At 63.1% G+C, this 20,810-nt stretch carries 19 protein-coding genes, 1 tRNA gene and 1 riboswitch; of the genes, 9 read left to right on the top strand and 11 right to left on the bottom strand.

The annotated features are described in order from the left end of the window. Positions 1-51: 51 nt before the first annotated feature. Genes ruvB through secA form a run of 5 tightly spaced genes read right to left on the bottom strand, consistent with a single transcriptional unit; the run spans position 52 to position 5,749 of the window. The gene (gene ruvB, locus GFJ39_RS05090) at positions 52-1,101 is read right to left on the bottom strand and encodes a Holliday junction branch migration DNA helicase RuvB (protein WP_153430324.1); all 1,050 of its coding nucleotides are present in this window, start codon (positions 1,099-1,101) and stop codon (positions 52-54) included. Next, positions 1,098-1,700: a Holliday junction branch migration protein RuvA gene (gene ruvA, locus GFJ39_RS05085; protein ID WP_153430323.1), complete on the bottom strand. Its 603-nt coding sequence runs from the start codon at positions 1,698-1,700 to the stop codon at positions 1,098-1,100. Before ruvA ends, ruvB begins: the two co-directional genes overlap by 4 nt. Next, on the bottom strand, positions 1,697-2,203 hold the full coding sequence (gene ruvC / locus GFJ39_RS05080; protein ID WP_011253202.1) for a crossover junction endodeoxyribonuclease RuvC: 507 nt from the start codon (positions 2,201-2,203) through the stop codon (positions 1,697-1,699). Before ruvC ends, ruvA begins: the two co-directional genes overlap by 4 nt. Further along, on the bottom strand, positions 2,200-2,949 hold the full coding sequence (locus tag GFJ39_RS05075; RefSeq protein WP_062501367.1) for a YebC/PmpR family DNA-binding transcriptional regulator: 750 nt from the start codon (positions 2,947-2,949) through the stop codon (positions 2,200-2,202). Before GFJ39_RS05075 ends, ruvC begins: the two co-directional genes overlap by 4 nt. A 34-nt stretch (positions 2,950-2,983) precedes the next feature. Then, positions 2,984-5,749, bottom strand: a complete 2,766-nt coding sequence (secA, locus tag GFJ39_RS05070; RefSeq protein WP_153430322.1) for a preprotein translocase subunit SecA — start codon at positions 5,747-5,749, stop codon at positions 2,984-2,986. A 314-nt stretch (positions 5,750-6,063) separates the two neighbouring features. Between secA and GFJ39_RS05065 the strand changes: the two genes are divergently transcribed. From GFJ39_RS05065 to GFJ39_RS05045, 5 genes are all read left to right on the top strand, one after another. Then, positions 6,064-6,990, top strand: coding sequence for a peptidylprolyl isomerase (locus GFJ39_RS05065; RefSeq protein WP_153430321.1), 927 nt, complete (start codon positions 6,064-6,066; stop codon positions 6,988-6,990). A gap of 4 nt (positions 6,991-6,994) precedes the next feature. Beyond that, on the top strand, positions 6,995-8,230 hold the full coding sequence (argJ, locus tag GFJ39_RS05060; RefSeq protein WP_153430320.1) for a bifunctional glutamate N-acetyltransferase/amino-acid acetyltransferase ArgJ: 1,236 nt from the start codon (positions 6,995-6,997) through the stop codon (positions 8,228-8,230). A gap of 99 nt (positions 8,231-8,329) precedes the next feature. Further along, positions 8,330-9,559, top strand: a complete 1,230-nt coding sequence (locus GFJ39_RS05055; protein ID WP_153430319.1) for an NAD(P)/FAD-dependent oxidoreductase — start codon at positions 8,330-8,332, stop codon at positions 9,557-9,559. Between the two features lie 80 nt (positions 9,560-9,639). Beyond that, positions 9,640-10,389: a 2OG-Fe dioxygenase family protein gene (locus GFJ39_RS05050; protein WP_153430318.1), complete on the top strand. Its 750-nt coding sequence runs from the start codon at positions 9,640-9,642 to the stop codon at positions 10,387-10,389. A 52-nt stretch (positions 10,390-10,441) separates the two neighbouring features. Further along, on the top strand, positions 10,442-10,981 hold the full coding sequence (locus tag GFJ39_RS05045; RefSeq protein WP_194285296.1) for a hypothetical protein: 540 nt from the start codon (positions 10,442-10,444) through the stop codon (positions 10,979-10,981). 22 nt (positions 10,982-11,003) lie between these two features. On the opposite strand, the gene GFJ39_RS05040 is transcribed toward GFJ39_RS05045, so the two are convergent. Then, positions 11,004-11,077 (bottom strand) — tRNA-Gly (locus GFJ39_RS05040). Between the two features lie 109 nt (positions 11,078-11,186). Continuing rightward, positions 11,187-11,266, top strand: a riboswitch (SAM riboswitch). Positions 11,267-11,338: 72 nt separating this feature from the next. Between GFJ39_RS05040 and metZ the strand changes: the two genes are divergently transcribed. From metZ to GFJ39_RS05020, 4 genes are all read left to right on the top strand, one after another. Further along, positions 11,339-12,532: an O-succinylhomoserine sulfhydrylase gene (gene metZ, locus GFJ39_RS05035; protein ID WP_194285295.1), complete on the top strand. Its 1,194-nt coding sequence runs from the start codon at positions 11,339-11,341 to the stop codon at positions 12,530-12,532. Between the two features lie 41 nt (positions 12,533-12,573). Next, positions 12,574-13,047, top strand: a complete 474-nt coding sequence (gene apaG, locus GFJ39_RS05030; RefSeq protein ID WP_153430315.1) for a Co2+/Mg2+ efflux protein ApaG — start codon at positions 12,574-12,576, stop codon at positions 13,045-13,047. 84 nt (positions 13,048-13,131) lie between these two features. Further along, a complete protein-coding gene (locus GFJ39_RS05025; protein ID WP_153430314.1) occupies positions 13,132-14,298 on the top strand; it encodes a bifunctional 2-C-methyl-D-erythritol 4-phosphate cytidylyltransferase/2-C-methyl-D-erythritol 2,4-cyclodiphosphate synthase in 1,167 nt (388 codons plus the stop codon). 6 nt (positions 14,299-14,304) lie between these two features. Then, positions 14,305-14,757: a lysozyme inhibitor LprI family protein gene (locus tag GFJ39_RS05020; RefSeq protein ID WP_153430313.1), complete on the top strand. Its 453-nt coding sequence runs from the start codon at positions 14,305-14,307 to the stop codon at positions 14,755-14,757. 83 nt (positions 14,758-14,840) lie between these two features. On the opposite strand, the gene GFJ39_RS14435 is transcribed toward GFJ39_RS05020, so the two are convergent. The 5 genes from GFJ39_RS14435 to GFJ39_RS05000 all read right to left on the bottom strand — a co-directional run bounded on the left by GFJ39_RS14435 (position 14,841) and on the right by GFJ39_RS05000 (position 20,730). Continuing rightward, positions 14,841-14,975, bottom strand: a complete 135-nt coding sequence (locus GFJ39_RS14435) for a hypothetical protein (RefSeq protein ID WP_267902331.1) — start codon at positions 14,973-14,975, stop codon at positions 14,841-14,843. Positions 14,976-15,129: 154 nt separating this feature from the next. Next, on the bottom strand, positions 15,130-15,825 hold the full coding sequence (locus tag GFJ39_RS05015) for an ATP12 family protein (RefSeq protein WP_153430312.1): 696 nt from the start codon (positions 15,823-15,825) through the stop codon (positions 15,130-15,132). After that, a complete protein-coding gene (locus GFJ39_RS05010; RefSeq protein ID WP_153430311.1) occupies positions 15,822-18,320 on the bottom strand; it encodes an AsmA family protein in 2,499 nt (832 codons plus the stop codon). The genes GFJ39_RS05015 and GFJ39_RS05010 overlap by 4 nt, the downstream gene beginning before the upstream one ends. After that, positions 18,317-19,324: an RluA family pseudouridine synthase gene (locus tag GFJ39_RS05005; RefSeq protein ID WP_153430310.1), complete on the bottom strand. Its 1,008-nt coding sequence runs from the start codon at positions 19,322-19,324 to the stop codon at positions 18,317-18,319. Before GFJ39_RS05005 ends, GFJ39_RS05010 begins: the two co-directional genes overlap by 4 nt. Next, positions 19,321-20,730, bottom strand: a complete 1,410-nt coding sequence (locus tag GFJ39_RS05000) for a replication-associated recombination protein A (protein ID WP_153430360.1) — start codon at positions 20,728-20,730, stop codon at positions 19,321-19,323. Before GFJ39_RS05000 ends, GFJ39_RS05005 begins: the two co-directional genes overlap by 4 nt. Between the last annotated feature and the right edge of the window lie 80 nt (positions 20,731-20,810).

Here is a 20,810-nt window from a genome sequence, read left to right as displayed (position 1 = left end):
CTGTTTCTCCAGTCATGGTGCGCCCATACCCCGAACCGTGTTCAGGGCCTTTCAGGGCGCGGAATCGTCCTGCTCCAGCGAGGAGAGCAGATCCAGCTGGCTCGCCGGCGGCGTCAGGCCAAGATGACGCCATCCCGCCTCACCCAGCATCCGCCCGCGGGCCGTCCTCAGAACCAGCCCTTCCTGAATCAGGTAAGGCTCGATCACGTCTTCCAGCGTATCGCGCGCTTCGGCAAGCCCCGCCGCCAGCGTTTCCACACCAACGGGACCGCCATGATGATGCTCGGCAATCCGTTTGAGGTAGCGCCGGTCCATCGCATCCAGCCCGCGCTCATCGACCTCAAGCCGCCCCAGAGCCGCATCGGCCAGCGCACGATCCACAACCGCGTGCTTCGAGACCAGCGCGAAATCCCGCACCCGACGCAGCAGACGCCCCGCAATACGCGGCGTCCCGCGAGAGCGCCGGGCGATTTCTTCCGCGCCATCATCCGTCAGACGCATCCCGAGCTTCAAAGCCCCGCGCGAGACGATCGCCCGCAGTTCTTCCGGCGTATAGAACACCAGCCGCAGGGGAATACCGAACCGGTCCCGCAGAGGTGTCGCCAGCAATCCCGCCCGCGTGGTGGCCGCCACAAGCGTGAACGGCGCGAGATCAATCCGCACGGAGCGCGCGGCAGGCCCTTCGCCGATAATCAGGTCAAGCTGGAAGTCTTCCATCGCCGGATAGAGCACTTCCTCGATCGCCGGCTGGAGACGGTGGATTTCGTCAATGAACAGCACATCGCGCGGCTGAAGATTCGTCAGGATCGCCGCCAGATCACCCGCGCGCTGAATGACCGGTCCGGACGTCGCCCGAAACCCCACACCCAGTTCCCGCGCCACAATCTGCGCCAGCGTCGTCTTGCCCAGACCCGGCGGCCCATGCAGCAGAACATGATCCAGCGCCTCGCCACGCGCGCGCGCCGCCTCGATGAAAATCGCCAGATTTTCGCGGCTGGCCTTCTGGCCCGTAAAATCCGCAAGCGTTTCAGGCCGCAGACTACCCTCGCCCATATCCTCGGGCTGACGGGCCGGATCGGTTTCGCGGTAGTCGTCGCTCATCGCGCGAGATCCTTCAGGCTCAGCCGGATCGCCAGATCAAGCGTCGCATTCTCGTGCTCGGCCAATACCTTACTCAGAACCGGCCAGGCTTCAGCCCGGCGGAACCCAAGCCCCGCCAGCGCCAGCAGCGCATCGTTCTCGACACTCGGCCCCGAGACGATCCCCGGCGCGGACACGGTCCCGCCCCCACCCGGCATTTTCGCAACCTTGTTGCGCAGTTCGCTCAGGATCCGGTCCGCCAGACGCGGCCCAACTCCGGCTGCACGGGTCAGCGAGCCTTTGTCTCCGGCATTGATCGCCAGCAGAAGCTCACCCGAGCTGTTCGCCGACAGGATCGCCAGCGCGACTTTCGCGCCCACGCCCTGAACGGTCGTCAGCAGCCGGAACCAGTCGCGTTCATCCGTCGTCGCAAAACCGAAAAGCTGGATCGCATCCTCACGCACGATCGTCTCGATCAGCACACGCGCCACAGATGGCGGCTGCGGCAGCGCCGCCAGCGTGCGGGTCGAGGCCGACACCACATACCCCACGCCATTGACGTCCACGATGCAGCGTTCGCCCTCGATCTGCCCGACAAGTCCGGTGAGCTGCCCGATCATGCCATGCGCTTTCCGGCCACGACATGGGCCGCACTTGCACGGTGATGCGCATGACAGATCGCAACCGCGAGCGCATCGGACGCATCGGCCTTGCGGATTTCCGCCCCAGGCAGAAGCCGCTTCACCATCATCGTCACCTGTTCCTTGCTCGCAGACCCGGTCCCGACCACGGATTTCTTGACCGTCATCGCCCCGTACTCCGCAACCGGCAGCCCCTCATAGGCAGGCGTCAGCAGAGCCACTCCACGCGCATAGCCGAGCTTGAGCGTCGAGGAGCCGTTACGATTCACATACGTCTCTTCGACAGCCGCCTCGGCCGGAGCATATTCGCGGATCAGCTTCTTGAGCGCGCCATGCAGTTCACACAGACGCAGCGGCACGGATTCGGACCCATCGGTCCCAATCACACCCGAAGCCACATGCTTGAGATGATTGCCGTCCACGTCGATGATGCCCCAGCCCATGAAACGCAGGCCGGGGTCAATGCCCATCAGGCGGATCAAGCAGCCAGCGCCTCAGCCACATCGTCGGGAATGTCGAAATTCGCATAGACAGCCTGGATATCGTCGCTGTCTTCCAGCACGTCGATCAGCTTCATGACCGACCGCGCCTTGTCCTCGTCCAGCGTCACACTGTTTTCCGGGCGCCAGTCGAGCTTGGCCGACTGCGGCTCACCGAAACGGCTCTCAAGCGCATCACGCACGGCGAAGAAGTTCTCCATCGCACAGGTCACTTCGTGGCCTTCTTCCGTCGTCTCTGCATTGTCCGCACCGGCTTCGATCGCGGCTTCCAGCATTTCGTCCTCGGAAGCCACATCCAGCGGATAGCTGATGACGCCAAGGCGCTGGAACATGAACGACACCGAGTTCGTCTCGCCCAGCGAACCGCCATGCTTCGAGAACGCCGCGCGGACTTCCCCCGCCGTCCGGTTGCGGTTATCCGTCAGACCTTCAACGATCAGCGCAACACCGGCCGGGCCATAGCCCTCGTAACGCACTTCCACATAGTCGTCGCCACCCGCGGCACCGGACGCCTTCTTGATGGCGCGCTCGACATTGTCCTTGGGCATGTTGACTTCACGCGCCATGGAAATCGCGGCACGCAGACGCGGATTGGACGCCGGATCAGGCAGACCCGAACGTGTCGCAACCGTGATCTCACGCAGGACCTTGGCGAACTGCTTGGCGCGCTTGGCATCCTGCGCACCCTTGCGGTGCATGATGTTCTTGAACTGTGAATGACCGGCCATCGGTCGCTCCTTCCTCTATCGTCGTGTCAGAGGCTCAGGCGAGCCTGCCATGACAGTGTTTGAACTTCAGACCCGATCCGCACGGGCAAAGAGCATTGCGCGGCGTCTCAGCATACCAGCGCTGAAGCGTGGCCGCATCAGGCTCCGCACCCATCGGGACAGGCTGCGGACGTGGCGGCATCGGAGCAGCGGACGGGAAACCCGCCATTGGCTGCGGCGCCGGAATATCGCCCCCCGTCATTCCCTGCGCGAACAGCCCCGCAGGTTCTTCAGACGGACCGGACGTCTCGGTATTGATAACCGGGAACGGCGGCGGCTCGGACACAGCCTGAATACGGCACATCGTCTCGGTCACACGGATGCGCATGTCATCCAGCATTGCCGTGAACATCTGGAAGGCTTCCTGCTTGTACTCGTTCAGCGGATCACGCTGACCGTAAGCCCGCAGACCAATGCCCTGACGAAGCTGGTCCAGCCCGTGCAGATGCTCTTTCCACACCGCATCGAATGTCGTCAGCACAACCTGCTTTTCGATCAGACGCATCAGCTCGGGTCCCATATTGGCCGTCCGTGCCGCCTGCGCCTTCGCGGCTTCCGCCTCGATCCGCTCGATCACGCCCTCGGAATCCATGCCGTCTTCCTTCGCCCAGTCCGCAATCGGCAGATCCAGATTCAGAATACGGGAGACTTCCTTCGTCAGCCCGTCCGTATCCCACGCCTCGGCAAAGGACTTCTCGGGAATATGCGCATGCACCAGATCCTCGATCGTGTGTTCGCGCAGTTCCGCGATCACACCAGACAGATCGTCCGTCGCCATGTATTCCCGGCGCTGGGCATAAACCTCCTTGCGCTGGTCATTCATGACGTCGTCATATTTGAGCGTGTTCTTGCGCATGTCGAAGTTGCGCGCCTCGACCCGCTTCTGCGCCTTTTCCAGAGCCTTGTTCAGCCAGGGATGAACGATCGCCTCGCCTTCCTTGAGCCCCATCTTCTGCATCATCGCGCCCATACGGTCGCTGGCGAAAATGCGGATCAGATCGTCTTCGAGTGACAGGAAGAAGCGCGAATTGCCCGGGTCGCCCTGACGGCCCGAACGTCCGCGCAACTGGTTGTCCACGCGGCGGCTTTCATGCCGCTCCGTGCCGATCACATACAGACCGCCGGCTTTGTGAACTTCCTCGTGATGCTCCCCGACGCTCGCGCGGATGTCCCGCTCGACGGCCTCGCGCTGCGCTTCATCCTCGACGTTCTCGATACTGGCTTTCACCAGCATCTCGATATTGCCGCCCAGTTTGATGTCGGTTCCGCGACCGGCCATGTTGGTCGCAATCGTGATCGCGCCCGGCGCACCCGCCTGCGCGACGATGATGGCTTCCTTTTCATGCTGACGGGCATTGAGCACGTTATGCGGAATGCCGCGTTGCGTCAGGATATGGGAGAGATATTCACTCTTCTCGATGGAGGTCGTCCCCACGAGAATGGGCTGACCCGTCTTGTGGATATCGCGGATCAGGTCCGCCACGGCATTGAACTTCTCGGCCGCCGTCAGATAGACCTCATCATCCGTGTCGATCCGCTGCACCGGCAGATTCGTCGGAATTTCCACCACATCGAGATGATAGATTTCCGCGAACTCGTCGGCCTCGGTCATGGCCGTACCGGTCATGCCGGACAGCTTCGGATAGAGACGGAAATAGTTCTGGAACGTGATGGAAGCGAGCGTCTGGTTCTCCTGCTGGATCTCCACATGCTCCTTGGCTTCCAGTGCCTGATGCAGACCGTCCGAATAACGGCGTCCGTCCATCATGCGGCCCGTGAACTCGTCGATGATGACGACTTTACCCTCACGGACAATGTAATCCACATCCCGCGTAAACAGCGTATGCGCCCGCAGGGACTGCTGGACGTGATGAACCACCGCCACGTTGTGAATGTCGTACAGCCCGCCTTCCTGAAGCACCCCGGCCTGCGCCAGAAGTTCCTCGACACGATGCGAACCTTCTTCGGTCAGTGTGACCGAACGCAGCTTCTCGTCCTTGTCGTAGACATCCGGCTCCTGAACGAGCTTCACGACCACATCATCGACAGAGCGGTAGAGGTCGGAGCTGTCATCCGCCGGACCGGAAATGATGAGCGGGGTCCGTGCCTCGTCGATCAGGATGCTATCCACCTCATCCACGATCGCGTGGTTGAAGGGACGCTGCACCATGTCGGCGAGCGAATATTTCATATTGTCGCGCAGATAGTCGAAACCGAACTCATTGTTCGTGCCGTAGGTGATGTCGGCGGCATAGGCCTCGCGGCGCTCCCCGTCCGACAGGTTCGGCACGATCACACCCGTCGTCAGCCCAAGGAAGCTGTAAAGAACAGACATTTCCTCTGCATCACGCCGCGCAAGATAGTCATTCACCGTGACGACATGCACACCCTTGCCGCTCAGCGCGTTCAGGTAGACCGCAAGCGTCGCCACCAGGGTCTTGCCCTCGCCGGTCCGCATCTCGGCAATCCGTCCGCCATGCAGGACCATACCGCCAATGAGCTGTACATCGAAATGACGCTTGCCCAGAACCCGGCGCGATGCCTCACGGCAGACCGCAAAGGCTTCCGCAAGCAGACCATCAAGGGTTTCGCCCTTCTCAAGCCGCTCCCTGAACTCGACCGTCTTGTGCCGGAGCTGTTCATCAGAGAGCGCCTGGACCGCAGGCTCCAGTGCATTGATCTCGGGCACACGGCGCTGATACGCCTTGAGCGTGCGATCGTTGGCGGAACCGAAAAGGGCGCGGGCGAGGCGTGCGAACATGCTGAACCTTGAGATGCCGAAGGCCCGAAGCGCCAGCTCTTTCCACTACCGGAAAGACCCGCCACACCGTGCCGTCAGGATTTTCACGTCTGCTGGAAATAGGACCGGGGCCGCGTAGGGTCAATGGAGAGGCCGCCGAGAACCCTGATGAAATGTCCTCATTGTCATCGCAGTGTCACATCCACCCCGCAGACCATACCCCATCCGTATCCCGCGTGAAGGAATGGTAACGGACCGCACCCTTGCAGGGCGGACCAGCCTTTGTCATGGTGCAGGCCATCCTTTTTTCCAGGTTATATCCGAGGTAGTCCCACATGCGGCTTTCCCGCTCCACTTTCGCTCTCGCCGCCCTTCTGGCCGGCACGTCGGTCGCAGCATCAACGGCCTTCGCCGCTCCCGCCGCAACACCCGCAGCCGCTCCGACCGGTGCTCCGGCCGCTGCCCCCAACCCCGACATGCTGATCGCCACCGTCAACGGTGCGAAGATCACGCTTGGTGACGTGCAGCGCGCGGCGGGCAATCTCCCGCCGCAGGCCCGCCAGATCCAGCCCTCCGTTCTGGTTCCGCTGATCGTCAACCAGCTCGTCGACCAGAAGGCCGTGCAGATCGCCGCCGACAAGGAAGGCCTGAACCGCAAGCCGGACGTGAAGGCCGCCATGGACGCCGCTGCCGCGAATGCGCTGCAGAACGCCTATCTCGAAGAAAAGGTCGGCCCGCTGGTCACTGATTCCGCGATGCACGACTATTACCAGTCGCATTACGCAAACAAGAAGCCGGAAGAAGAAATCCACGCCCGCCACATCCTCGTGGACAGTGAGGCGCAGGCCAAGGACATCATCGCCCAGCTCAACAAGGGTGCTGATTTTGGCAAGCTCGCCGCACAGCTTTCCAAGGACAAGGGCTCGGCTGGCGCGAATGGCGGCGATCTGGGCTGGTTCAAGAAGGCTGACATGCTGCCGGCCTTCTCCGCGGCCGCCTTCGCCATGAAGCCGAACACGATCTCCCAGACTCCGGTTCACACCCAGTATGGCTGGCACGTAATCCAGGTTCTCGCGACCCGTACAGCCCCGATCCCGACCTTCGATCAGGTCCACGACCAGGTCCGTCAGGAACTGATTCGCGAAAAGGTACGTGACATCGTCAAGGCTGCTGAAGCTCAGGTGAAAATCGTTCACTACGACGCCAAGGGCAAGGAAATCCCGAACGCGGCTCCCGCCGCCGCTGCACCCGCGAAGAAGTAAGTCCATGGCAAAGCCGCTTCCTGTCTCTCCGCTCGCTCGCCCGCTTCCTGAGCTTGCCACGATTGCGGGAGTGCGGCTTTCCGCCGTCGCCGCGGGAATCCGCTATCAGGACCGAACGGACCTGATGCTCGCGGAATTCATCCCCGGCACGGTCGCCGCGGGCGTCTATACGAAGAACGCCTGCCCCGGCGCCCCGGTCCTGTGGTGTCGCTCAGCGTTGAGCACGCCCTATGCCCGCGCCCTGCTCGTCAATGCAGGCAACGCCAACGTCTTTACCGGCCGCGCCGGAATTCAGGCCTGTGCCGACTGCGCCGACGCTACCGCACAGCTTCTCGACTGCCCGCCCCAGGACGTCTTTCTCGCTTCGACAGGCGTAATTGGCGAAAAACTGCCGCAGGATCGCATCATTGCCGCTCTTCCTGCCGCAAAGGCCGGGCTGAACGAAGATAGCTGGGCCGACGCGGCCCGCGCCATCATGACGACGGACACGTTCCCCAAGGCCGCGCGTCGCGACGTGAAAATTGGCGGCACATCCGTCCGCATTCAGGGCATCGCCAAGGGGTCGGGCATGGTGGCCCCGGACATGGCCACGATGTTGGCCTATGTCGCAACCGACGCCAAACTGCCGCAGAATGTCCTGCAATCCCTGCTGGCTTCCGGCTGCGCCCAGAGCTTCAATTCCATTACCGTCGATTCGGACACGTCCACTTCGGACATGCTGATGATTTTCGCGACCGGACTGGCCGACAATCCCGAGGTCGACGACGTCAATGACCCCGCTCTCGCCGAGTTTACCCTTGCGCTGAACGATCTCCTGCTTGAGCTCGCACTGATGGTCGTCCGTGATGGCGAAGGTGCGACAAAACTTGTCCGTATCGCCGTCACCGGAGCGCAGACCAACCTTTCCGCCCACCGCATCGCGCTGTGCATCGCCAACTCCCCCCTCGTCAAAACCGCCATTGCAGGCGAGGACGCCAACTGGGGCCGCGTGGTCATGGCTGTGGGAAAAAGCGGTGAACCCGCAGACCGCGACCGTCTTTCCGTCGCCATCGGCGGTACGTGGATCGCGAAAGACGGCGGTGTCGTCGAGAATTACAATGAAGCTCCGGTCGTCGCCCACATGAAAGGTCAGGAGATCGAAATTGCCGTCGATCTCGGCCTGGGTGACGGACAGGCCCGCGTCTGGACCTGCGACCTGACACATGGCTACATCGACATCAACGGCTCCTACCGCAGCTGACCGTCCCAACACGTCCGCGAGAGCGGGGCTTGTGCGTCCCCGCCTCTGCCGTTAGCAAAATCCGGGTGCCGTTTCGCACTTGATATGAGGAAAAAATCCATGTCTGCTGCAGCTCGCGTGCTTGTTCTTGGCGGTGGCGTTGGGGGGCTTGAAGCTGCTGCTGCGCTGGGTCGTCACCAGAATATTTCCCTGACACTCGTTGATCGCAGCCCCGTCCATTACTGGAAGCCCGCTCTGCACGAATTCGCCGCGGGCACCATGCAGCACCAGGGGAACTGCATCCCCTTCACCGAAACGGCAGCCAAATTCGGCTTCACCTTCGTCCAGGGCAGCCCCGTTGCCGTCAACCGCGAGAACAAGACCGTCTCGCTCGATACCGGCGCGACACTGCCCTACGATTATCTGGTGGTCGCCCTTGGCTCGCGTGCGAATGATTTCGGCATTCCCGGCATCGTCGATCACTGCATGTTCATCGACAGCCTGAACGACGCCGACGCACTCTTCGCCACCTTCCGCGAAGCCGTGCAGAAAGCCCGTGCCGCTGGCGAAAAGCTCTCGGTCGGGATCGTGGGCGGTGGCGCGACCGGCGTTCAGCTTATTGCCGAACTGTGCAAGTCCATTGACGATGCCCGCGGTCTCGGCCCTGCCGTTCGCAAATCCCTGCTGAACGCCGTGCTGATCGAAACCGGACCGCGTATCCTCCCGGCCTTCCCCGAAGCCGTCTCCTCCGCCGCTACGCAGCAGCTCGAAAAGCTCGGGATCTCCGTGCGGACCGAGGCCATGGTCGTTGGCGCGGACGAAACCGGCTTCAACCTCAAATCCGGCGAGCACATCCCCGCCAGCCTCCGCATCTGGGCCGCCGGCGTGCGCGCCTCCGATGCTACAAACCTTCTGGAAGGTCTGGAACGTGGACGCTCGGGTCAGCTCGGCGTCACCGCTACGCTTCAGACCACGCAGGACCCGACCGTTTTCGCCATCGGCGACTGCTCCCGCATCGACGCAGCGCCGATTGCACCCACGGCACAGGCCGCACGGCAGCAGGGCCAGTATATCGGCCGTGCCCTGCCGGACATCATCGCCGGCAGGGCCCCTGCCCCGTTCGCCTATAACGATCGCGGCGCCGTGGTAGCCCTCGGAGACTATAACGGCTGGGGCATGCTGGACGCCAAGCGCAGCTTCGGCGGCGGCCTGCTCTCCGGTCTGGCGGCACGCCTGATCCATGAAGGACTGTACCGCCAGCATCTCGCAGGCATTCTGGGTGTCACGCCGACAGCCTGTAGCACGCTCCGTGAGCATCTTTCTCCGGTCAAACCTGATCTGGGTGGCTGAAAACCCTTTTCAGATGCCCGTCAAAGAGGGAATGTGGGACGCAGCCTCATCCAACCCTGCGTCCCCTGGTCCGAGAACTCATGAACCCTACCGATCTCTCTCCGCCCTTTGACAGGGTTCTGACCGGCATCGAAGACACGCTGCTGGAAAAAGGGTTTTCCTTCCTGCAGGCCGATGTCACGCGCCCTCTGCTTGAGCATGAAGGCCTGACGGACTGGCAGGGTTTCGCCGAGAGCTGGAACCATCTGGGTCTTGACCGCTACATGGCGGATGGCGGCCGTTACCGCCGCCGCCGTTATGCAACCTTCGCCGTCTCGGGCGACACCATCACCCGCAAGAAACACCAGCCCCATTACCAGAGCCGGGATTACAACCTGCTCAATGGCGGCATCGAGCGCTGGTTTCCGGCGGTAACGGACGCCATCGCCACCCATCCCGCCATGACCGCCGCCATCCGCACCATCAGCCGGATTGCCAATGCCCTGACGCCACCAACGGAAAAACCGCCCGTCTGGCATGTCGAGGTGCATCAGTTCCGCATTGAGGCCCGTCCGGGCAATGAAGGCCATCCCACACCCGAGGGCCTGCATCGCGATGGCGTGGACTGGGTTCTCGTACTGATGGTCGCCCGCCATAACGTCGAACAGGGCGTCACCACGATCCACGGCATGCGCAAGGAACCGCTCGGTTCTTTCACGCTGACCAACCCGCTGGATGCCGCCATCGTGGACGACCACCGCGTCTATCATGGCGTCACGGCCGTCCAGCCCGTCGATCCGTCACAGCCGGCCTATCGGGACGTGCTGGTGGTGACGCTCCGCCACGAATGACGCCTGAAGCGTCACAGATGTTCTTCTTCAATTTCGTGTTATGACAGGTCTCATGTCGATCCAGCAGATTCTTTCCCGCCCCGCGGCGCTTCTGGCCCTGTCCTTCATGCTCCCCGGAGGCCTGTCCTGTGCGGATGCCGCGACAGGCAAGACCCGCCATCACAGCCGGCATGCGGCCCAGTCCGCCAATGCCGGGGCGGCCCCCGTCATCCTCACGGCCCATCCGGGCACGAAGCTGGATGAAGACGCCCGCAAACTGAACGAAGACGATCTTCAGGACGCCGCCAAGCACCATGACCAGCCGGTCGTACTGGTCGGTTCCGCTCCGCTGTCTTCAGGCAAGAATGACGAAGCCCTGTTCGTACAGCTCCAGTCCGCGCGCCTCTGCGGTTCCGCAGGCTGCACGACGTCCGTCTACCTGAAGCACAACAACACCTGGAACACGGTTCTGGACTCGGTGAACGGCGACATTTCCGTTCTGCCCACGCGCCATAAAGGCATGCATGACCTTCTGGTCAGCCCGAACGACCGCTGGATCTGGAACGGCAAGGAATATCAGGACACGCTCAGCGCGCCGCCGATGCCCAAATAACCACTGATTTTTCAGGAAAGTCTGGAGCGGGCGAGGGGAATCGAACCCCCGTATGCAGCTTGGGAAGCTGCCGTTCTACCATTGAACTACGCCCGCTAACGACCCCGAGCATAACCGCTCTGCGATCCCTTCGCAATCCGCCTTCAAGGTGTTGACGCAAAACCGAAATACGGCTCATAGTCCTGCCCGTCAGAAACGTCATGGCGTGCCTGACCCTCGTGATTTGAGCGGCCGGCTTGCGGCGAGGCTAAAGAACTGCGCTAAAGAGGCCCTGCGTCGTTATCGAACGATTTCCAGGACTTCCACGGCCCGCCACATGCGCCCTGCACAACAGGGCGTTTTATGGAGGGACACATCATGTCTTCAGAAAACTGGCGCACAGCCACCCGTCTCCTGCACGAAGCCCCGAACCGCACTGAGTTCGGCGAAACGTCCGAGGCACTCTTCCTGACATCCGGCTTCGTCTATGACAGCGCCGAACAGGCCGCCGCCACCTTCACGGGCGACGTCCAGCACTTCCAGTATTCCCGCTTTGGCAACCCGACCGTGGACACGCTTCAGGAGCGCCTGGCCCTTCTCGAAGGTGCGGAAGCCTGCGTCGCCACCGCGACCGGCATGGGCGCCGTCTCCTCGGCCATCCTGTCAACTGTAAAGGCCGGGGACCGCGTCGTCGCCTCCCGCGCCATTTTCGGCTCCTGCTACTGGATCGTGACCAACCTCCTGCCCCGCTACGGCATCGAAACCGAACTGGTGGACGGCACGGATTACGACGCCTGGGAGCGCGCGCTGTCCAGACCGACAGCCGCCGTGCTGATCGAAAGCCCGTCCAACCCGATGCTCGACGTTCTCGACATCGCCCGCATCGCCGAGCTGACACACAAGGCCGGCGGCCTGCTGATCGTGGACAATGTTTTCGCCACCCCACTCGGCCAGTCCCCGCTCAAGCTCGGCGCGGACGTGATCGTCTATTCCTGTACGAAACATATCGACGGTCAGGGTCGCGTTCTCGGTGGTGCGGTGCTCGGCTCCAGCAAATGGATCAGCGAGACGCTCCAGCCTTTCACCCGCAACACCGGCAACGCCCTGTCGCCGTTCAACGCCTGGGTCCTGCTCAAGGGTCTGGAAACGCTCCAGCTCCGCACGGATGCCATGGCCCGCAATGCCGCCGCTGTAGCCGATGCACTGGCCGAACTGCCGGGAATCGTTCAGGTCCGCTATCCGGGTCGTGCCGACCATCCGCAGCATGATCTGGCCAAAACCCAGATGAACAATGGTGGCTCCATGGTCGCCTTCGTCGTGGACAGGGGCCGCGAGGGCGCGTTCGCCTTCATGAACGCTTTCAAGATCATCGCGATTTCCAACAATCTCGGCGACGCCCGCAGCCTGGCCACGCACCCCGCCACGACGACCCACATGCGCGTCAGCGAGGAGGAGCGTGCCCGTCTCGGCATCACGGATGGCGCCATCCGCCTCTCCGTCGGTCTGGAAGATCCCGCAGACCTGATCGACGATCTCAGGCGCGGCGCAGCCGCCGTCGCGGCCCTCGCATAAGTTTTCCTGACAAATCCCCGGGATGGCTTTACAATGGCATCATGCCTGACAAGTCATCCCACCCCCATCTGCATACCGATCCCGAGACGGCACTCGCCGAAGCCATGGAAAGCGCACCCTGCTTCAGCGAAACCACGGACGACGTGACGGTCACGGTCCGGACCTTCTGGCTGGACGACCAGTCCCATCCCGAAGACCATCAATTCGCCTGGGCCTACCACATCAGCATCGAAAACGAGCGGAAAGACACGTTCCAGCTTCTCTCGCGCAGTTGGGAAATCGTGGACGGACTTGGACGGAAAGAACACGTCCACGGCGATGGTGTCGTTGGCGAACAGCCCGTGATCGCGCCTAACGAACAGTTCGACTACACGTCCGGCGCCATGCTCACGACGCCGACCGGCTTCATGCGCGGCATCTACCACATGGTCGAGCCCCGCTCGGGCCACCGTTTCGACGTCAGCATTCCCGTTTTCAGCCTCGACAGCCCCCACGACAGCACACTGGTGCACTGACCGGGCGTGGGCGGGCCGCACGGACAGGCAGAGGAACAGTCACACAAGCTTGACGTGCCCGCCGTCCCGGCCCATTCCTCACCCATGCGTATCGCTGCCCTTCTTCTTGCTGCCGGTCGTGGCCGGCGCTTTGACGCCTCCTCGCAGAGCGGGGAAAATTCTTCCAAGCAGTTCCGGATGCTGCGGGGCAAACCCGTCATCCGCAGAGCCGCCGAAGCCCTCCTGCCGCATGTCGATGTGCTTCTGCCGGTCGGGGACGATCCCCTGCTGGCCGACAGCCTCGAAGGACTGGACATCCTGCCCCCCGTCAGTGGCGGCGCGGAACGCCATGACAGCGTACGCAACGGTCTCGAAGCTCTGGCGAAACTGCCCGAACCGCCCGATCTGGTGCTGGTCCATGACGGCGCCCGCCCCTGCGTCCCGGCCGAAGTGGTGCAGAACGTCATCAACGCCCTGAAGACCCATGAGGGCGTCATTCCGGCCGTCGCCGTCATCGACACGATCAAGAAAGCCGCCGACGGCATTATCGTCGATACCGTCCCGCGGGACGGGCTGTGGCGTGCCCAGACCCCGCAGGGTTTCCGCTTCGGCACTCTGCTCGAACTTCACCGCACCCATCGCGACGCGCGTACTGACGATGCCGCCCTGCTCGAACAGGCTGGCCATCCGGTGGCGATCGTCGAAGGGTCGGAAGACAATATCAAACTGACTGTTGCGGAGGACCTGATGCGTCTTGAAGGTGTGATTGACCGGAACCTGCTGCCCCGCGTCGGACTGGGCTATGACGTCCATGCCTTCGAGGAAGGCCGCAAGCTGATCCTGTGCGGTATCGAGGTGCCCCATACAAAGGGCCTCGCAGGACATTCCGACGCCGATGTCGGCATCCACACGCTGTGCGACGCCATTTACGGCGCTCTGGCCGAAGGCGATATCGGACGCCATTTTCCGCCGTCCGACAACGAATGGAAGGACATGGATTCGGCACGCTTCCTGATCCATGCCGGAGAGCGCATCCGCGAACGCGGCGGCTTTCTGGTGAACGCCGATGTCACGCTGATCTGCGAACGCCCCAAGATCGGTCCGCACGCCGAAGTCATGCGCAACCGCCTCGCCGATCTCCTGAAGGTCAGCGTCAGCCGCATCTCGGTCAAGGCCACGACTTCCGAGCGTCTGGGCTTCACGGGCCGTGAAGAAGGGATTGCCGCTACCGCCGCAGTGAGCATTATGGTACCCGATACCGGAGAAGCCTGACCTTCATTGCATAGCCCCCATCCGGAGCACCGCCACGAGAATCCGCTACCTGCCCCTCTGTTGCGTCACCGCCCTGATGCTGAGCCAGCCGGCAGTGGCTGCTCCGGTAAGACAACGTCGGAAATCCAGTCCTGCTTCAGCACCCGTCTGGCTCAGGCCGAGGCGCAACTGAAGCGATATACGGAAGCGGCTCTTCGGCGGATGCAGGGTCCGGGCATCGCGGCCCGGACACAGGCGGATTTCCGCAAGGGCGAAACAGCGTGGCGGGCTTTTCGGGAAGCAGAATGCAAAGCCGTCGCAGGCCGCTGGTCAGACGGCACGATCAGGACGTCCATGGAACTGTCCTGCCGCCTGAAGCTCACGGAAGAGCGGACCTACGAACTCTGGCAGAACTGGCTGACTGCTCCGGACCGGGCAACCCCGATCCTTCCCGAACCTGCAATCAGCCCCCAGAACTGAGCGCTCCGGCCCTGACGCATAAGAAAGCCCGGCCTCCTTTTTCGCAGAGGGCCGGGCTTTCTTATGCCGGATCGTGCGGCGGCTCAGCCGTGAATGGCGCAGACCACAACAATCAGCGGCGTCGCGGCCAGAAAGAGCCACGCTCCGATGGAGCAGGTTTTCACGACTCGGGTACCCATGTGGTGCAGCATGGGTCTACGAACGACGGATACGGACATCTTTATCGCCTCTGACGGTGTTCGACAGATCCGTGAAATAGCGTTTGCTCCCCCATGGGAACGAGTCACCAATTCTCTCGTTCTGTCACATGACAGCGCCCTCTAATGATCTCCGAATATGGCAAGATCGTGCCCCATTCAGGGTATTTTCCTCTCAGACTGAAACCTTGCTTCCCAACGTGAGGAACAGATCCGCGTCAAGCATGTCTTTCTCGCGGTTCTCCATGGAACGGATGAGTTCGTCATCCTGCCCCCAGGTCGCAAGCTGCTCGTTTTCATCATTATTGGCCCACAGAACGGCGTCGACGAGGCTGACAGCGCGTCTCACGACGGCAAGCGCCAGCAGGAGGCTACCCGTCGCCTGAGCCAGAACGCCCAGAGCCGCCAGTTCCAGATCATCCCGCCCCGCCAGAAGCCTTCCCAGGGCCTCCGTGTAGTCCTCGGGCTGGGCCACCGGCATGAGACCGTCAGTTACATTCGGGTGGATGCCGTAACCCGAAAGCCAGGCGAAAACCTGCGCCGCAACAGGCCCGGCCCCATCTGCGCAGTAGCAGAGCCCGTCATCCACGCCGAATCCGAGGAGCATCTCCCGCGCCGCCTGCGGATCGGGCGCAATACGCTCGATCATCGTCCCGGCCATCCGCGTCAGGGGTAGCGCGTCCGGTGTGAAGGCCGCGCCTTCCGCGATCTGCCCCCACTCCCCGGCAATAGCCTCGGCCAGCGCAGAGGAACGCACCGCCAGAACATGGCCCTGTGGCAGACGGATCGGCCGCCCGTCCAGACGTGGCTGGAACAGCCCGTCCTCCGATACGACCGAAACCGCTTTCCAGAAACGCTTATGCCCGCTCAATGCAGAACTCCCAGAGCCCGCAGGATATCCCCGGCCTTCGAATGATGCGCCTTGACCGCCGAAGGAGCCGGCCCAGCCTGCCCTTCCCGCGCCGCCGCCAGCGGTGCCGTGCAGGGGTCGACCGCATTGCTGTCCCCGCCGATCGTCACATGAAAATTGCCGCCCGCGTCACGATCCTGCTCGACATGCGGGGCCCCCAGCGTCCCCGTCAGCACGACCGGCGTGGACGCCCCCGCCCCTTCAAAATCCACCACCGGCAGAAGACGAAGATCCAGCGCCTGCGTCCCAAGCCCGACAGTCCCGCTGCCCGACGTCGAGAATCGCCCGGACTGAAGCCCCAGCGTGTCGATATGAGCAACGTCGTTCGCAATGCTCATATGCAGCCCCAGGCAGCGGAGCGACCGGTCCCCCTTCCCGAGCACCATACTGGCCGCAGACCCTGCCATCCGCCCCAGAAGTTCACTCTGCACCCGGCCATCCACCATGGAAATGCCCAGATGTCCGTCCAGCGACTGCCGCAGTTCCTGCGAACTGTTGCCCTTCGCCGAAAGCTGCCCCACGATCTGCACGGGCCCCTGAAGCAGAAGCGGCATTCCAAGCTGCGTCTCCAGCAACCCGGCCGGAAGCATCAGCGGCTGGAACGTCACGCTACCCGTCACCGCAAGCGCACTGGCATCCAGTTCCGCCATTCCCGACAGCGGCAGTCCCTGGGCCTGACCGGAAATCGGGTCCAGACGCAGATGCCCGCCCGACAGCGTCAGGCGCGTCGCCAGATCCGTATAGTCCCGCCCCGCGAACACGACATGATCCGCCGTCAGATGCAGGTTCATATCCTGCGCCCGCAACCGCTTCACCCAGGACGGTGTCGGGTCCGCAGCGGCCGTCTCAGGCGACAGATGACCGCTCACAGCCGAAACCGCGCTCTCATTCTGCGCTGCTACAGGCTTCAGCGCGGGCACAGCCGGAACAGCCGGTTGCGCAGGCTGGAGCCACAGCCCCTTGAGCACATCCATATCCATTTTCGCGGCATGGAGGTTCCCGCTCACGACCGGCGGAACGCCATGCCCAAGAACCAGCTTCAGTGCTCCGTCCACAGACAGTTCCTGACTGCCGAAAGTCAGCCCGTCGAGCGACAGGTTCTCGCGGTCCGGCGCGTCCAGCGTGCCATGCAGACTGACATCATGCAGAACCGCACCCGGCAGATGGAGCGTCCTGCCGCTCCCTTCCGCCACGACATGTCCGTTTTCCGCACCGATCGTTCCCGAAAGGGCAAAACGGGCACTGTCCTGCGCATTGAGCGAAGGCGCACCGGACAGAAGCGTCGTCTGGCTCCGCAGTTGCACCGTCAGCGGAACAGCGGTCTTCAACCCGTCGCGCCAGGCCGCAAGCGCCTGTTGCATCGTCCCTGCCCCGCCTTCGACGTGCCAGGCCGTATCCCGCCACTGCGTATCCGCTGTGACGGTCAGCGCCGCATCCGGCCCGGCGGCATCAACATGCAGGTTCTGCAACGCGCCCTGCCGCAGCCCGACATAGCCGGCATGCAGATGCACCCGCGTCGGATTCATGCTGCCCAGAACCTGATGTAGCAGCGCGTCTCCGGTCAGTCCTGTCAGCGGTCCGGGACTACCCTGAACCGCAACATCCCCGCCAAGGGCCGGGACATTGGGAAGATTGGCATGCGGGAACAGACGATGCGCATCCTGAAGATTGGGCCACTCGCCCTGCGCTGTCAGAACCACGTTTTCCATCCGCGACGGATTGCCGATCCGCCCGTCCAGATTCAGCCAGTCGCGCTTTTCGCCATCGCCCAGCGTCGTTCCGATGCTGAACGCCCAGGGGTCCGTTCCGCGGATCTGCGACAGGTTGCCCACATGCCCCTTAAGCGTGAACGGCGTGCCCGCATGATGCCCCTGAAGGCTAATCCACGGGCTGGGACTGCGCAGTCCGTCCAGATCCAGCGTATCGACACCGAACGACCCGCTCGTACGGGTCAAACGGTCGTTCCAGAGCACGGCCGCCTGCGCGACATGCAACCCGTCCAGAGACAGATCCCAGTGCGCATGAATCCGCTGCCCGCTCCGCCCACGGACGGGAAGCGAGGCGTCCTCGTTCTCACGATCCGGCGTCAGGGACCAGTTCGCCTGCCCGTCCAGACCTCGCACCAGACTGACCGTCGCCTTTTCGATCACGACATCCTGAAACCGGACCTCACGGTGCAACAGAGCGAAAACGGCGATCCCGGCATGGATCGTATGGGCCTTGAGAAGCGGTGCCTGTCCATCGCGCGTCAACACAACGTCGGTAGCCTCGAAGGCCGGCCAGGGCAGAAGCTGCACCGATGAATGACCGGCCTGCATCGTAAGCCCCGTCTGGTGCTTCAGCGCCACAGCCACACGCTCGCGCAGCGCATCCTGATCGATCAGGACATGCGTGGCCACACTCACACCCACAATGGCAACGATGACGGCAATCAGAACGCCGGTCAGCTTCTTCATTTTACAGGCCCCCGGCCCTTGCTGCTGCTCCCACCCCGGACACGCCTGGGCGCCGGCGTCTCACCCGGCACGAAACCGAGCGTGCGGAACGTCTCGCGCATATGTGGCGGCAGAGGTGCCGTCACGATCAGACGTCCGCCGGCGGGATGCGGAATATCAAGCTGGCGCGCATGCAGATGCAGCCGGTCGATGAAGCCTTCCGGATGCGCCGCTTTCCCGCCATAGCGCGGATCACCGACAATCGGTGTTCCGATGGATTCGGTATGCACGCGCAACTGATGCGTCCGACCGGTCAGCGGAGACAGCTTCAGCCAGCTCAGTTTCTTGCCCGCCGCATCAAGCGTCTCATATTCCGTCTTGGCCGAAGCCGCGTCTTCCTCATCGCGCGATGCCGCAATCACCAGAGCCGCGCCGCCCGCACCGATCTTCGCCAGAGGCTGGTCGATGATGCCGGATTCCGGCGAAGGCCGTCCGACAACCACGGCCCAGTACGTCTTCTCCACATCACGCCCACGGAACGCCGCCGCAAGCTTCGCCGCCACACCCGGCGTCCGCGCGATCAGGAGAATACCGGACGTATCACGGTCAATGCGGTGCACCAGACGTGGCCGGTCCCCGCCTTCGGGCCGCAGACCGTCCAGCATCATGTCCACATGCTTCGTAATGCCCGGACCACCCTGCGTCGCAAGGCCGGACGGCTTGTCGAGAACCAGCAGATGCTCGTCCTCGTAAATCACCATCTTGCGGATCTCGCGCTCCAGCATCGGGTCCGGCGGTGGCAGCGGCGCGGGCTTGTCCACGTCCGGCAGCGGCGGGATGCGGACGCTCTGTCCGGGGATCAGGCGCGTATTGGTCTGAACACGCCCTCCCTCCACGCGGATCTGTCCCTTGCGGCACAGCTTCTGGAGCGCGCCCTGCGTCAGATTGGGGTAGTGACGTCTGAACCAGCGGTCGAGGCGAATATCGGCCTCATCCTCGGTCACGATGCGGTTGGTAACTGTCATGGTTCGCGGGATGCCCTTTTGGCGGCCCGCATGTCCAGAAGTTTTCTGATCCGCCCCTCATGTCCGCGGTCCGTGGGATGATAAAGGGACGCTCTGGGCATCCCTTCCGGAAAGTAGTTCTGACCCGAAAACGCGTCCTCGCTGTCATGGTCGTATTCATAGCCCTTGCCGTACCCGATATCCTTCATCAGGGTCGTCGGCGCGTTCAGGATATGTGACGGCGGCATCAGACTTCCGGTATCGCGCGCCAGAGCCCGGGCCGCCTTATAGGCCGTATAAACCGCATTGGATTTCGGCGCAGTCGCCAGATGCACCACGACCTGAGCCAGCGCCAGTTCCCCTTCCGGTGAGCCCAGCCGCTCATAGGTCTGCCATCCCGCCACGGCCAACGGCAGCGCGGACGGATCGGCCTGCCCCACATCCTCGGCCGCAAACCGCGTCAGACGCCGGGCGATGTAGCGCGGGTCTTCCCCACCCTCCAGCATCCGCGCGAACCAGTACAAAGCAGCATCCGGATCACTCCCCCGCAGCGATTTGTGCAGCGCGGAAATGAGATTGTAGTGCTCTTCCCGGTCGCGGTCATACAGGATGGCCCGGCGCGACAGGATCGCCGCCAGATCGCGCGGTGTGAGTACTTTCGACGGGTCAAGCGCCACAAGCTGCTCGACCATGTTCAGCAGATACCGCCCGTCCCCGTCCGCCATGGCCCGCAGACTGGCCCGCGCTTCCCCGTCCAGAGGAAGAGGACGCCCGACTTCCTCTTCCGCATGCAGCAGCAGGCTCTCAAGGCTCGCATCATCCAGCCGGTTCAGCACCAGAACCTGACACCGCGACAACAGCGCCGCATTCAGCGCAAAAGACGGGTTCTCCGTGGTCGCCCCCACCAGAACCACCGTCCCGCGCTCCACATAGGGCAGGAACCCGTCCTGCTGCGCCCGGTTGAAGCGATGGATCTCGTCCACGAACAGCAGCGTGCCCTTGCCCGTCGCCGCCTGCTTCTTGTCCGCTTCCTCAAACGCCCGCCGCAGATCTGCAACGCCGGAAAAAACAGCCGAAATCTGCGAATAGAACAGCCCGGCCCGCCCTGCGAGAAGCCGTGCAATCGTCGTCTTGCCACATCCCGGACCGCCCCACAGGATCAGGCTGGACAGCGTGCCCCGCGCCAGCATCCGCGTGAGTGTTCCTTCAGGCCCGAGCAGATGATCCTGCCCCCGCACGTCTTCCAGCCGCTTCGGCCGCAGACGGTCCGCCAGAGGCTGCGTCCGCGACGGCGGCTGGCGCTGCACCTGAGGTGCTTCGATCGGGCGCTGCTGCCGCATGTTCTCCGGCGCACGGGACGGCCCACGGCCCAAAGCATGTCCGGGGGAGCGGTTCGCTTCCGGAGCGCCGCCGAAAAGATCTGTCATGTCGGTCACTGGCGTCTCCCGCTCCCCGAAGCCCCGTCAGAAGGTCTGCTTCCCCGGATATGGGGAGCCCGGCCGGTCAG

This window comes from Gluconobacter aidae, assembly GCF_009547075.1.
Taxonomy (GTDB): Bacteria; Pseudomonadota; Alphaproteobacteria; order Acetobacterales; family Acetobacteraceae; genus Gluconobacter; species Gluconobacter aidae.
This window is presented reverse-complemented; position numbering and strand designations above follow the sequence as displayed.

Excerpts from the sequence above, each read along its gene's own strand:
- GFJ39_RS05075 (WP_062501367.1), bottom strand. The coding sequence starts at position 2,949 with ATGGCCGGTCATTCACAGTTCAAGAACATCATGCACCGCAAGGGTGCG.
- apaG (WP_153430315.1), top strand. The coding sequence starts at position 12,574 with ATGCCTGACAAGTCATCCCACCCCCATCTGCATACCGATCCCGAGACG.
- metZ (WP_194285295.1), top strand. The coding sequence starts at position 11,339 with ATGTCTTCAGAAAACTGGCGCACAGCCACCCGTCTCCTGCACGAAGCC.
- argJ (WP_153430320.1), top strand. The coding sequence starts at position 6,995 with ATGGCAAAGCCGCTTCCTGTCTCTCCGCTCGCTCGCCCGCTTCCTGAG.
- ruvB (WP_153430324.1), bottom strand. The coding sequence starts at position 1,101 with ATGAGCGACGACTACCGCGAAACCGATCCGGCCCGTCAGCCCGAGGAT.
- secA (WP_153430322.1), bottom strand. The coding sequence starts at position 5,749 with ATGTTCGCACGCCTCGCCCGCGCCCTTTTCGGTTCCGCCAACGATCGC.
- GFJ39_RS05055 (WP_153430319.1), top strand. The coding sequence starts at position 8,330 with ATGTCTGCTGCAGCTCGCGTGCTTGTTCTTGGCGGTGGCGTTGGGGGG.
- GFJ39_RS05025 (WP_153430314.1), top strand. The coding sequence starts at position 13,132 with ATGCGTATCGCTGCCCTTCTTCTTGCTGCCGGTCGTGGCCGGCGCTTT.
- GFJ39_RS14435 (WP_267902331.1), bottom strand. The coding sequence starts at position 14,975 with ATGTCCGTATCCGTCGTTCGTAGACCCATGCTGCACCACATGGGTACC.
- GFJ39_RS05050 (WP_153430318.1), top strand. The coding sequence starts at position 9,640 with ATGAACCCTACCGATCTCTCTCCGCCCTTTGACAGGGTTCTGACCGGC.
- GFJ39_RS05005 (WP_153430310.1), bottom strand. The coding sequence starts at position 19,324 with ATGACAGTTACCAACCGCATCGTGACCGAGGATGAGGCCGATATTCGC.
- GFJ39_RS05010 (WP_153430311.1), bottom strand. The coding sequence starts at position 18,320 with ATGAAGAAGCTGACCGGCGTTCTGATTGCCGTCATCGTTGCCATTGTG.
- GFJ39_RS05045 (WP_194285296.1), top strand. The coding sequence starts at position 10,442 with ATGTCGATCCAGCAGATTCTTTCCCGCCCCGCGGCGCTTCTGGCCCTG.
- GFJ39_RS05065 (WP_153430321.1), top strand. The coding sequence starts at position 6,064 with ATGCGGCTTTCCCGCTCCACTTTCGCTCTCGCCGCCCTTCTGGCCGGC.
- ruvA (WP_153430323.1), bottom strand. The coding sequence starts at position 1,700 with ATGATCGGGCAGCTCACCGGACTTGTCGGGCAGATCGAGGGCGAACGC.
- GFJ39_RS05000 (WP_153430360.1), bottom strand. The coding sequence starts at position 20,730 with ATGACAGATCTTTTCGGCGGCGCTCCGGAAGCGAACCGCTCCCCCGGA.